The organism is Intestinibacter sp. (genome assembly GCF_034113885.1).
GTDB lineage: Bacteria > Bacillota > Clostridia > Peptostreptococcales > Peptostreptococcaceae > Intestinibacter.
This window is the reverse complement of sequence record NZ_JAXEWM010000177.1, coordinates 1-11956: the sequence shown is the minus strand read 5'-3', so window position 1 is coordinate 11956 and position 11956 is coordinate 1. Positions and strand designations below refer to the sequence as shown.

General features: G+C 31.2%; 13 protein-coding genes. 8 read left to right on the top strand and 5 right to left on the bottom strand.

The features are described from left to right. From SPD90_RS11145 to SPD90_RS11125, 5 genes are all read right to left on the bottom strand, one after another. Nucleotides 1-272 (bottom strand): transposase (locus SPD90_RS11145; RefSeq protein WP_442909072.1); only part of this gene is annotated, 272 nt, incomplete at its 3' end. A 235-nt stretch (nucleotides 273-507) separates the two neighbouring features. Next, nucleotides 508-2343, bottom strand: coding sequence for a translational GTPase TypA (typA, locus tag SPD90_RS11140; RefSeq protein WP_320626597.1), 1836 nt, complete (start codon nucleotides 2341-2343; stop codon nucleotides 508-510). A gap of 229 nt (nucleotides 2344-2572) precedes the next feature. After that, nucleotides 2573-3100 (bottom strand): 2'-5' RNA ligase family protein, encoded by a 528-nt coding sequence (locus SPD90_RS11135; RefSeq protein ID WP_320925274.1) that lies wholly within the window; start codon nucleotides 3098-3100, stop codon nucleotides 2573-2575. 147 nt (nucleotides 3101-3247) lie between these two features. Further along, nucleotides 3248-4255 carry an asparaginase gene (locus SPD90_RS11130; protein WP_320925273.1) on the bottom strand — a complete coding sequence of 336 codons (1008 nt, stop codon included), beginning with the start codon at nucleotides 4253-4255 and terminating at the stop codon, nucleotides 3248-3250. A 328-nt stretch (nucleotides 4256-4583) separates the two neighbouring features. Further along, a complete protein-coding gene (locus tag SPD90_RS11125; RefSeq protein WP_320624523.1) occupies nucleotides 4584-5060 on the bottom strand; it encodes a spore coat protein in 477 nt (158 codons plus the stop codon). A 129-nt stretch (nucleotides 5061-5189) separates the two neighbouring features. Between SPD90_RS11125 and SPD90_RS11120 the strand changes: the two genes are divergently transcribed. The 8 genes from SPD90_RS11120 to SPD90_RS11085 form a co-directional block, all read left to right on the top strand. Beyond that, a complete protein-coding gene (locus tag SPD90_RS11120; RefSeq protein ID WP_320925272.1) occupies nucleotides 5190-6071 on the top strand; it encodes a glycoside hydrolase family 25 protein in 882 nt (293 codons plus the stop codon). Nucleotides 6072-6327: 256 nt separating this feature from the next. Beyond that, nucleotides 6328-6606, top strand: coding sequence for a hypothetical protein (locus tag SPD90_RS11115; protein ID WP_320925271.1), 279 nt, complete (start codon nucleotides 6328-6330; stop codon nucleotides 6604-6606). Between the two features lie 11 nt (nucleotides 6607-6617). Next, a complete protein-coding gene (locus tag SPD90_RS11110; protein ID WP_320624489.1) occupies nucleotides 6618-6854 on the top strand; it encodes a hypothetical protein in 237 nt (78 codons plus the stop codon). A gap of 246 nt (nucleotides 6855-7100) precedes the next feature. Beyond that, a complete protein-coding gene (locus SPD90_RS11105; protein ID WP_320925270.1) occupies nucleotides 7101-9605 on the top strand; it encodes a heavy metal translocating P-type ATPase in 2505 nt (834 codons plus the stop codon). Between the two features lie 191 nt (nucleotides 9606-9796). Next, nucleotides 9797-10465 carry a response regulator transcription factor gene (locus SPD90_RS11100; RefSeq protein ID WP_320624487.1) on the top strand — a complete coding sequence of 223 codons (669 nt, stop codon included), beginning with the start codon at nucleotides 9797-9799 and terminating at the stop codon, nucleotides 10463-10465. Between the two features lie 97 nt (nucleotides 10466-10562). After that, the gene (locus tag SPD90_RS11095; RefSeq protein ID WP_320624486.1) at nucleotides 10563-10811 is read left to right on the top strand and encodes a hypothetical protein; all 249 of its coding nucleotides are present in this window, start codon (nucleotides 10563-10565) and stop codon (nucleotides 10809-10811) included. 261 nt (nucleotides 10812-11072) lie between these two features. Then, nucleotides 11073-11600: a TIGR04002 family protein gene (locus SPD90_RS11090; RefSeq protein WP_320624485.1), complete on the top strand. Its 528-nt coding sequence runs from the start codon at nucleotides 11073-11075 to the stop codon at nucleotides 11598-11600. Between the two features lie 72 nt (nucleotides 11601-11672). Continuing rightward, on the top strand, nucleotides 11673-11956 hold a 284-nt coding region (locus tag SPD90_RS11085), incomplete at its 3' end, for a radical SAM protein (protein ID WP_320925269.1).

Sequence of the window (11956 nt, the reverse complement as noted above, 5' to 3'; positions counted from 1 at the left end):
TTTTTGCAAATATATCTTTGACGGCCATATGTTTTTCCATTTTTATTTACCTCTGTATGTCCACATTTGGGGCATTTAAGACCCTTTTTAAATCTACCTTCTAAAATCTTGTTTTTTCCATCTGTTTCATCATAAAAACCTAAATTATATAAATTTTTTAATTTTGCTTGAGCTAACGCTATAAAAGAATTCATTTCATCTATATTTAAATTATTTACCATTGATTTAACTTTTTTAGAACTAAACATATTTGAATGTTCTTGTCGAAACATAATACACCTCTTTCTAGTTTAGGTAACTCATAATAGAAATTCCTAATCTTGTAAATTCTTGGTTATATTATGTCCAAACAAAATTTATTTCATACATAATCTCACAAAATAATTTAACATATATACAATGGTTCTAAGTTAAGTATATATACAATAAAACTTAAGAAATTTATTTTTAATTTATATAAATAAAAAAGGAGAACCAAAACTAATTTTGATTCTCCTATGATTTTATCTATTTCATCGCTTCTCTTTGTCTTTGTTTGTTGTATTGTAATCTTTCGTGAGCATCTAAGTATTTCTTTCTAAGTCTTATAGCATCTGGAGTGATTTCAACTAATTCATCGTCATCTATAAACTCTAGAGCTTCTTCAAGAGTGAATACTTTTGCTGGGTTTAATTTGATAGCATCGTCAGTACCAGAAGCACGAACATTAGTAAGTTTTTTGTTCTTACATGGGTTAACTACCATATCTTCACTTCTTGAGTTCATTCCGATTATCATACCTTCATAAACTTCAACACCTGGGTCTACAAACATTTGGGCTCTTTCACTTAAAGCGTTAAGACCATAAGCCATAGTAGTACCAGGTCCTTGAGCTATTAAGACACCATTACTTCTTGTAGGTATTTCACCCTTGTGGTCTTCGTATCTTGCAAAAGATCTTACCATGTTTCCTTCACCACGAGTATCGTTTATAAATTCAGATCTATATCCTAAAAGTCCACGAGTTGGAGCAGAGAATTCGATTTTTACATAATCTCCTTCTATAGACATTGCTTCCATCATACCTTTTCTAAGGTTCATTTTGTTGATTACAGTTCCTGAGTAAACTTCAGGGCAGTTTATTATAACCTTTTCGATTGGTTCTTGAACTCTACCATCTTCTAATCTATGCATTAAAACTTCTGGTTTAGATACACCTACTTCATATCCTTCACGTCTCATGTTTTCAAGTAATATTGATAGGTGAAGCTCACCACGGCCGCTTACCTTGTATCCGTCAGTAGTGTCAAGTGGTTCAACCTTAAGTCCTACGTTAACTTCAAGCTCTTTTTCTAGTCTATCCTTTAAGTGTCTAGTAGTTACGAATTTACCGCTCTTACCTGCAAATGGTGAATCGTTAACTAAGAAGTTCATAGATAGTGTAGGTTCTTCTATGTGTATCATTTCCATTGGAAGTGGATTTGATATTTCACATATAGTTTCACCTATAGATATATCAGGTATACCTGCTACAACTACTATTTCACCGCTTCCAGCTTCGTCTACTTCTACTTGTTTAAGTCCTTCGTATACTGATAATTTAGATATTCTACCTCTAGATACAACTTGGCCTGCTTTACATACAGCTACTTGTTCTCCGTTTTTTACAGTACCTTTGTAAACTCTACCTATTCCAAGTCTACCTACATAATCATCGTAAGCAAGTGCTGATATTTGAAGTTGAAGGTGTTTATCATCGTAATCAGGATAAGCTTCAACATGGTTTACTATAGTTTCAAATAATGGAGCTAAGTCAGTGCTGTCGTCATCCATTTCACGTTTAGCTATACCTTGTTTAGCTACACCGTAGATTATAGGGAAGTCGCATTGTTCGTCAGTAGCATTTAAGTCTACGAATAAATCGAATACTTCATCTACAACTTCTTCAGCTCTTTGATCTTTTTTGTCTATTTTGTTTATAAATAGTATTGGTCTAAGACCTAATTCTAATGATTTTTGTAAAACGAATCTTGTTTGAGGCATTGGTCCTTCTGAAGCATCTACAAGTAGTATAACTGTATCAACAGTCTTTATAACACGTTCTACTTCTGATGAGAAGTCACTATGTCCTGGTGTATCGACTATATTTATTTTGTAGTCCTTGTAGTTGATAGAACAGTTTTTAGAATATATTGTTATACCTCTTTCGGCTTCAAGGTCGTTGCTGTCCATTACACATTCTTTTACTACTTCATTTGCTCTAAATACACCACTTTGAGCTAAGAATGCATCAACTAAAGTTGATTTTCCGGCATCGACATGGGCAATTACTGCGATATTTATTATTTTATGTTTAGTTGACATATAAAAATCTCCTTTTCTTAATTTATATAATATAGAAAATTATATTTTTAAAAACGCCATTAAATATAATTTTCACAAATGTATTTCAAAAAATTCCCTGAACTTAATAATCTTCGACTGAAGACTTTTTCATAACTAAGCTATTATATCATAATGGAATATAGTATACAAGATGTATAAAATTTCAATCTCATAAAAATATTACAAAATGTAAAAAAATATTTTAATATTATCGATTTAATAAATATTCTCTGTGTAAAGCCCAAGTATTATTCTCCCATTTAAATACAGTTATATTGTCGAAGTCGCATTCAAAATCGCATGGAATTACTCTTACATAGTCCCATAATTCGTCAAATATCTTTTGGATTTTCTTAGATGAAATAGTAACGTGAAATACCTTGTTTTTTCCTTCGCCTTTTTTAAAATTTATATAAGGTATTTTGGCAATTTCATCTATTAATCTATCATGTAGAGCTTTTCCTTCCTTGCTCATATTTACCTTCATATATACTACACGATTGTCAAAGTGGTCGTATCCCTTTATTTTGTACTTTTCGCTCTTGTTTTTCGATGAAAAATCTTTTAGTACACTATCTAAATCAGAAATATCATCGGCTTCAAATGGCGCCTTTATTGTAAAATGAGCTGGCAATTTAGATGATTTTGCTCCTAATTCTCTGAAGACCTCTTTTCTGAGGTTGTTGTTGAAGTTGCCAGCAGGTCCCTTTACTACACTTACTATTACATATCTCAAATTATCATCTCCAATTTTTTTATAACACATAGGAAATTATATTCATTTTTAAATTGTGGATAAATATAATTTCCGTACATGTGTTTCAAGAAAATCTACATTATGGATCTTTAGGATGAAGATTTTCTTATTATATTTAGTATGTATTTATTTAAAATCCAATTTAAAATCAGCAATTATATTTCCAATCGGAAGCTTTGTATTAGAATAAATCACAGGGTTTACAAATCTATCTAAGCTTTTTATTTCAGACTCGCTCAAAAGATTTAACTGAATAAGCGTACTCATAACTGCTGGATACAAGGCTCTAAAATTACCATCTTCTACCTTAACAGTTATACCCATATCTTTATCTTTTATACCGATACAGTAAATACCCTCTGCACCGAGTTTTCCGCATAAACGACCGTTTGTATTTTTCATTAGCTCTGTACAAAATCCATTTGTACCAGCTATCATCTCTGGATGAGCATTCATTGCATCGAATATTTTATTACATGCGAATTTATAGCTATCGTCTAGTTTATCTGGTGTTGCAAGTTTAGCATAGCCTATAGACATATTTTTGATAGGCATACCGTGTACTGGAACTCCGCACCCATCTATACCTATAAATATGTTTTCCGGTTTAATATCGCACATACTAGAAATAACTTGTAAAACTTCCTTTTGCATTGGGTGGTCAGGTTGATTATATGTGTCTATAGGATATTCCTTTGTTTTACATACTGACAAAAATCCACTGTGTTTTCCTGAACAGTCTGAATTTAATTGGTCTATTTTGTGGTGCTGTAATAACTGTTCCTTCATATAATCTTCACTTATAGATAGAGGACTTCCACATAATAAATCGCTCTTTGAGCATCCTATTTTTTCAAGTATTTCAGAAATTACTTTTCTATGCATTTCTTCGCCGTAATGAGATGCACACATTATAGCGAGCTGCTCATCAGTGAAGTTGTATTTTTCATAAGCTTTAGATAAGATGACATTTAATGCTTGAAGCGGTTTTGCAGAGGATCTCATATAAGTTATGAAATTTTCATCTCCAGCAGAGGCTATAACTTTTCCTGAGCCGTTGACAACTGCTATTGAAACATTATGCTTAGATTCAACTATATTTCCCCTAGTAACATTTACTACTGCATTTGACATGATAACATCTCCTTTTTATGTATAATATGTTCTATTTACTATAGTATACAACGAAATACTAATGATAAAATATAAATATTTTGGTATAATTTATATAAAATAAGCTTTAAACTATAAGTTATTTATAGTTGGTTCCATGGTAAGAAAAGGGCTTATTTTTAGAGGTGGGACTGCGAACTCGATTTTATTGAAAAAACTTTATAGCAGTTTTTCAAGGAAGGAGAGGTCGTGTTATGAATGAATATGGAATTAGCAAGTACGAGGAGTTGAGATAGTAAAATAGCCCTTAACGAATAATTTGTATTCGTTAGGGGCTATATTTTTGTCATTAACTGTACATACCGTGTTGACTCATATAGTTGTAGATCTTTTCGCCGTGTTCCTGTTCTTCCTTTTGGATATGGTTTAAAATCTGTCTTATATTTTTATCTTTAAATTCAAAAATAGCAGTGTCGTATGTAGATGAGACGTACTTTTCTGTAGATAGAGCATCTTGGCACAGTAATTTATCTGATTCGTCGTAATTAATCGGAGCTGAACTTTGCAAGCTGCTTAGGTCAAATTGAGATTGAGCATTTGTGTTTTGTTGTCCTTGAGCTTGGTTCATAGCAGGGATAGTTCCGTTTAAAATTTGGTTTATTGTGTCTAGATGCTGCTGTTCCTTTTGAGCTAGGGAATTAAATAGAGATTTTAATTCTTGACAATTTGCCTTTTCAGCGTGCTCTTTGTATTTTGCGACACATAGAGTCTCATGGCTCTTCGCGTCTTCTAGTAAAAGTCTCTCTTTAGTAGTTAAATTAATCATTGTAATCACCTCAGTAATATTTTGCATAAATTTATTAAAAATATTCATATATAAGCTATTTTTTAGTAAATAAAATGTAACTTTTTAGCAGGCTTTTCTATAAGATATATTAATTAGGAAGGTGATAAAATGGCGATAAAAATATGGGGCATAGATGTGAGTAAGTACAATCATCCAATCGATTGGGAAAAGGTAAAGGCGGCTGGTGTTAAATTTGCAATTCTTAGAATTGGATTTGCGAGCACGAGAAATAGAAATAACCTTTATGTAGATCCTTATTTTGAAGAATTTTATAAAGGAGCAAGGGAAGTCGGCATACCTGTTGGTGGGTATTTTTACTCGAGATGTAACAGCAGAACTACAGCAAAAGATGAAGCCAGTTTTATAACAAATGCGATAAAAGGTAAGCAGTTCGAATATCCAATATGGCTCGATGTGGAAGATACGACAAATTTAAATTCAGCAGATAAATACACTCTGACAAAGGCTGTTGTAACTTGCTTAGAGGAAATAAAGGCTGCTGGGTATTATGTAGGAATATATTCTGGAAAATATATATTGAGAGATAAATTAAACGACAATAAATTAAAAAACTACGATCACTGGATAGCACAATATGCAGTTCATCCAACTTACACAACATATAAAATAGCGATGTGGCAATTTGGAGGTGAGGTAAACTTCCTGACAGATAAAAAAATCCCTGGAATAGGAAGTGATGTAGCTGACCAAAATTACTGCTATAAAGATTATCCTACAATAATAAAAAATGCGGGATTAAATGGTTTTAAAAATGGCTATATAAATGATACGCTTCCATTTTATATTAAAACTTTAGGCAAGGTGAATATTAGAAAATTGCCGGATGAAAATTCAGATATAGTTTATACAGTTCCAAGAGCAGGTATAAGATATAGGGTGACTAAGATTTCAGATAATGGTCAGTGGGGCTATGTGCGATATAGAGATGGATGGATTACTTTGAATGAGGATTATGTAAAATTAGATTAGTGTGGATAAATGTAGAGCTAGAGGTTTTATTAATATATGTCTCTAGCTTTTTATATTTAGTAGAATTATATAGTTTAAGATTTAAATAATATATCTATTAGATATATTAGCGCTAGATTTCACAAGCAAATAGAAAGGAAGAAAAATGAAAAAAAGAACTAGATATGTAAAATACGAAGATGAAAAAAATACTACAAAGAGAAATAATTTTAAGTACTCTATTACAGAATAGGGGTTGAGATAATTTAATCAATGGATGAAAGAGGATTGTGAAGAAGATTCTATTAGAAGTGAAAAAATACTCAAATATTTTTTAGCCACAGATGACAATAAAATAGAAATTATAAATAATCTAAAAGAGGACATAATATTTGGAGAAGAAAAAATTAATTTATTAAAAACGTATAAAGATCAAACAAAAAAATATATAGATGTACATAATAACCATAAGTATTTAGTTGAAGTTATAGATTTAGGTATCAAGCAAGAAGAAGTCAAAGTAAAATGGGCTATAGACTTCTTAGATAAATTATAGGGGGCGATTTTATGGAATTTAAATTTTCAGTATATGGGTTAGTGATTTTTTTATTGCCGATGCTTATTAACATAGTGTATTTTTTACTTCCACCTAAAAATATTGAGGAAGAAGCTTCTAATCAAAATAAAATTTTAGAATCTATAGAGCAAATAAGTAAAATAGCATATGCAGTAGTTATTTGTACCGATACCTCTAGCTGTGTTTCCAGTTATGTATTTTATTTTTGCATCTATATGGATGAATAATTATATAGCTTTAGCTATAATGATTTTATTTGGAATTGTACATTTTAAGATATCTTATAGAAATTTATACATAAATAAAAATAATTTAGAATAATAAAATCCAATTTTTTTTAATTTATTTCAAAAATATACAAGAAAATATTGAAATTAAAAAAAATATGTTTTAATATACCTATAGGGGGTATTTTTAAAAATAAGATATTTTCTAATATAAATAAATTGATAAATTAAAGAGGAGGAAATCTTATGGACAGCATAATCAAAGAAACCTACAAAGTCGAAGGTATGATGTGTGCAGCCTGTGCCAAAGCAGCTGAAAGAGCAGTCAGAAAAATCGACGGTGTAGTAAATCAAAATGTAAATATAGCCACAGAAAAATTAACTGTAGAATACGAAACAGACAAAGTAAATTACGAAATTTTATCAAAAGCAATAGAAAAAGCAGGCTACAAGCTTGTAAAAGAAGAAAATATAAAGAAAATCGAGCTTACAGTTCACGGAATGACTTGTGCAGCTTGCTCAAAGGCCGTAGAGAGAGTAACTAAAAAGCTAGATGGAGTCAAGGAATCCAGTGTAAATATAGCTACAGAAAAGGCTACAATTTCCTACGATCCATCTAAGGTCAGATTATCTCAAATCACAAAGGCAATAGAAAAGGCAGGATATGAGCCTATAACAGAGGAAAACAAAGAGACAGTAGATGAAGATCAACAGAGAAAAGAAAGAGAAAAAAACACTCTATTTAAAAAATTCATAACTGCAATTTGCTTTGCGATACCTTTATTTTACATAGCTATGGGGCCTATGGTTCCAAGTCCAATCGGACCTTGGCCACTTCCAGACATTATAAGCCCAGATACTCATATAATAAACTACGCGCTTATACAAATTGTACTCGTAGTTCCTATAATGTTAGTTGGATATAAATTCTATATAAACGGGTTTAAGTCACTTTTCAATGGAAGTCCTAATATGGATACTCTAGTTGCAATAGGTACATCTTCAGCGTTTATATACAGTTTATACACTACTATAAATCTAATAAATAATTCCGGTGCTTCAATGGCTGAGCATATGTCTCACCACCATCAACTTTACTTTGAAAGTGCCGGTATAATAATAGCTTTAATACTTCTTGGTAAGTTTTTAGAATCTAGATCAAAGGGTAAAACCTCTGAAGCCATCAAAAAGCTAATGGGACTACAACCAAAGACAGCTATAATTTTAGTAGACGACAAAGAAGTAGAGGTTTCAATAGACGAGGTTTTAGTCGGCGATATAGTAGTCGTAAAACCAGGCGAAAAAATACCTGTAGATGGTAAAATCGTATTTGGGCATACATCAATAGACGAATCAATGCTTACAGGAGAAAGTATGCCAGTTGAAAAGACTATCGGTGACGGTGTAACAGGTGCAAGCATAAACAAAAACGGTCTTATTAGATTTGAAGCTACAAAAGTAGGAAAGGACACTGCATTAGCTCAAATAATAAAGCTTGTAGAAGACGCACAGGGGACAAAAGCTCCAATCGCCAAGCTTGCCGATACCGTAGCAGGGTATTTTGTACCTTCAGTCATAACTATTGCAATAATTGCAGCGCTTTTATGGGCATTTGTGGGTAAACAAAATACGACTTTCGTGCTTACAATATTCATATCAGTATTAGTAATAGCTTGCCCTTGTGCACTAGGTCTTGCAACACCTACAGCTATCATGGTAGGTACAGGTAAGGGTGCCGAAAATGGTATACTTATAAAGAGCAGTGTTGCCCTAGAGCTTGCGCATAAAGTAAACACAGTTATATTTGATAAAACAGGTACAATAACAGAAGGAAAACCGAAAGTTACAGATATAATAACATTTGGCAATTACCAAGAAGACTATATATTAAAGCTATCAGCTTCAGCAGAAAAAGGCTCAGAGCATCCACTTGGTGAAGCTATAGTTAAATACGCAGAAGAAAATAAAATAGATTTAATAAATGTAGAAAAATTTACTTCAGTTACAGGTAAAGGTATAAAAGCAGTTATCGACAATAAAGAAGTAAATCTTGGAAACATAAAAATGATGGAAAGTTTAAACATATCTTTAGATATAGTAGAAAATAAATACGAAGAATTATCTAAACAAGGAAAAACACCTATGTTTATATCAATAGATAATGAACTAGCTGGAATAATCGCAGTAGCAGATGTCGTAAAGGAAAGCAGTAAAAAAGCGATAGATCTTTTACACAGTCTAGGTATAAAGGTAGCTATGGTAACAGGCGACAACAAAAACACTGCAGATGCAATAGCAAAACAAGTCGGAATAGATATAGTCCTAGCTGAAGTACTTCCAGAAGATAAATCAAACGAGGTTAAAAAACTACAGGCAGAAGGCAACTTTGTAGCGATGGTCGGAGATGGAATAAACGATGCACCAGCACTTGCAGCAGCAGACATAGGTATGGCGATAGGAAGTGGAACAGATGTAGCAATAGAATCAGCTGATATAGTTTTAATGAAAAACGATTTAATGGATGTTCCAACAGCAATCAAGCTTAGCAAGGATACAATAAGAAATATAAAACAAAACTTATTCTGGGCATTTGGATATAATACAATAGGAATACCAGTGGCAGCAGGAGTTCTATACATATTTGGAGGCCCTCTTCTAAATCCTATGATAGCAGCTGCTGCTATGAGCTTAAGTTCTGTATCAGTAGTATCAAATGCATTGAGACTGAGAAAGTTTAAACCATACAATTAATTGAACACAAATATATTTAGGAGTCCCCAAAATTTGGGGGCTTTTTAAATATAATAAATTAAAATAAAAATACAATAAAATAAAACAAAATATTCAAAAAATAGAAAACATATTATGATATAATAATCCTAAAGGTTATAAAAGTAAGTATTGTATTACACAGATCTTTTTACGATTTAGGAGGTTAAATGATGGAAGTGAATATATTAACAGTAGAAGATGATTATAAAAGTCAGCAATTATTAAAAGAATTTTTGACCTCAAATGGTTATAAAGTAGACTGTGCAGAGGATGGTTTAGAAGCGATTCAAATGTATAAAGAAAATTACTATGATTTAGTTCTTTTGGATATTAATATACCTAATTTAGATGGATTTTCTGTTTGTAAAATGATTAGAAAGGAATCAGATATTCCTATTATATTTGTAACTGAACTCAGTAGCGAAAAAGATCAAATAAAGGCATTTGATTTGTTGTGCGATGATTATATAATAAAACCATTTTCTTTTAATTTATTAATTAGGAGAATTCAGGCAGTTCTTAGACGAGCTAAAATAGATAAAAGGGAGTCTTATATAACATTTGAAAAAATAAAATTAAATTTAAAGACGTATTCTGTAGAAATTGAAGATGAGGTTATAGATTTGACGCTCAAGGAATTTAAAATTTTGAAGGCGCTTATTGAAAACTACCCTCAAGTTGTAACTAGAGAAAAATTATTAGATAATATCTGGGGATATGATTACTTCGGCGACACTAGAATAGTCGATGCGCATATTAAAAATATAAGAAAAAAAATCGTTTTACCGTATATAAAAACGGTAAAAGGAATAGGATATACTCTTAAAAAGGACGCTTAATTTTGTATATCAAAGCTTTATAAAATTTTATTTCTCTTTATAAATATTTTAGATTATTTTTGGAAAAATAATAATAGTATTATAAGGAGGTAATGATATGACTAGTTTTAAAAAGCATATGAAAAACATGAAAGAAGATATAAAAGAAGGCATGCAAAAAGTAGGAGATAGCGTAAAAGATACGGCGATGGATTTAAAAGACGAAGCTATGGGCATGATGGAAAATGTAGGAGAAAAAGGTCAAGAATTAATGGAAGAATATAGAGAAGAGCAATATAGAAGAAGTATGGAAAGACAAGCTAAGGAAGAAGCTAGAGAAGAAAACAAATATAATTCTTACAAATAAAGGCTTACTTAATTAGAACCAACGATTTTTTTATTGGCTAAATATAGAGATGTTTTAAATTATAAAAACTATGAGTCGAAATTTTTATAAAAACGATTCATAGTTTTTATTTTTGATATTTTAATTGTACTCATATAATGAAATTAAAAACAGAAAAATAAACTATATTGTATTGGTACAAAATATAAAAAATGTAAAATTATAACAATTGTATCCTAAATTGTATTATAATCTAAATATAATTTTTTTGGAGGGAATACAATGGAGAATATTAAAGAAAATAAAAATGTATCAGTTAAAACAAAAAATTTAGTAACAGCAGCTTTAATGGCGGCGATAACTTGTCTAGTTACAGGGTATATATTACATATTCCAGTTGGAAATGGATATGTACACATAGGAGATGCGATTATATACTTGAGTGCGTCAATACTTCCACTTCCATATGCTTTAGTTTGCGGCGCAATCGGTGCAGGGCTTGCAGATTTTACAACAGGTGCTTTTATTTGGGTTATACCTACTGTAATAATAAAACCACTTTCAGCTTTGTTTTTTTCAAGCAAAAGTGATAGAATAATAACTGTTAGAAATGTAATAGCTGCTTTTTTAGGCGGAGTAATAGGAACTGCACTTTATATGCTAGCTGATGGTATTATTTTTGGAAATATGAAGGCTGCATTTGTGCTTACAGGAATTGGTTTAATACAACCTGTTGGAAGTTTTATAGTATATATAATACTAGGTGTTGTTCTAGACAAAGTAGGATTTAAGAAATTCTATATGGAATAAGCTGGATCTAAAGAAGCAAAGCAATAAATAAAGTAAAAATTTATTAGAAATATGCTAAATAAGGAGAAAGGTATGACATTATTATATCCAATAAGAAATAGCTTATATGTAAATATAACAAATCTTTGCTGCTGTAAATGTGTATTTTGTATCAGAAATATTACAGACAGTGTAGGTGGTAGCGACAGTCTTTGGCTAGATCACGAGCCTACAATGGAGGAATTAAAGCAAGAATTAGAAAAATTCGATTTAGATGATTATGAAGAAGTTGTATTTTGTGGATACGGCGAACCTCTTATGAGAATAAATGAGGTAGTTGAATTTGCTAAATATATAAAGAGCAAGAAAAATATAAA

What these genes read in the sequence shown, in the direction of transcription:
- SPD90_RS11100 (WP_320624487.1), top strand. Translation starts at nt 9,797, where the DNA reads ATGGAAGTGAATATATTAACAGTAGAAGATGATTATAAAAGTCAGCAA.
- SPD90_RS11110 (WP_320624489.1), top strand. Translation starts at nt 6,618, where the DNA reads ATGGAATTTAAATTTTCAGTATATGGGTTAGTGATTTTTTTATTGCCG.
- SPD90_RS11130 (WP_320925273.1), bottom strand. Translation starts at nt 4,255, where the DNA reads ATGTCAAATGCAGTAGTAAATGTTACTAGGGGAAATATAGTTGAATCT.
- SPD90_RS11095 (WP_320624486.1), top strand. Translation starts at nt 10,563, where the DNA reads ATGACTAGTTTTAAAAAGCATATGAAAAACATGAAAGAAGATATAAAA.
- SPD90_RS11090 (WP_320624485.1), top strand. Translation starts at nt 11,073, where the DNA reads ATGGAGAATATTAAAGAAAATAAAAATGTATCAGTTAAAACAAAAAAT.
- SPD90_RS11125 (WP_320624523.1), bottom strand. Translation starts at nt 5,060, where the DNA reads ATGATTAATTTAACTACTAAAGAGAGACTTTTACTAGAAGACGCGAAG.
- SPD90_RS11105 (WP_320925270.1), top strand. Translation starts at nt 7,101, where the DNA reads ATGGACAGCATAATCAAAGAAACCTACAAAGTCGAAGGTATGATGTGT.
- SPD90_RS11115 (WP_320925271.1), top strand. Translation starts at nt 6,328, where the DNA reads ATGAAAGAGGATTGTGAAGAAGATTCTATTAGAAGTGAAAAAATACTC.
- typA (WP_320626597.1), bottom strand. Translation starts at nt 2,343, where the DNA reads ATGTCAACTAAACATAAAATAATAAATATCGCAGTAATTGCCCATGTC.
- SPD90_RS11120 (WP_320925272.1), top strand. Translation starts at nt 5,190, where the DNA reads ATGGCGATAAAAATATGGGGCATAGATGTGAGTAAGTACAATCATCCA.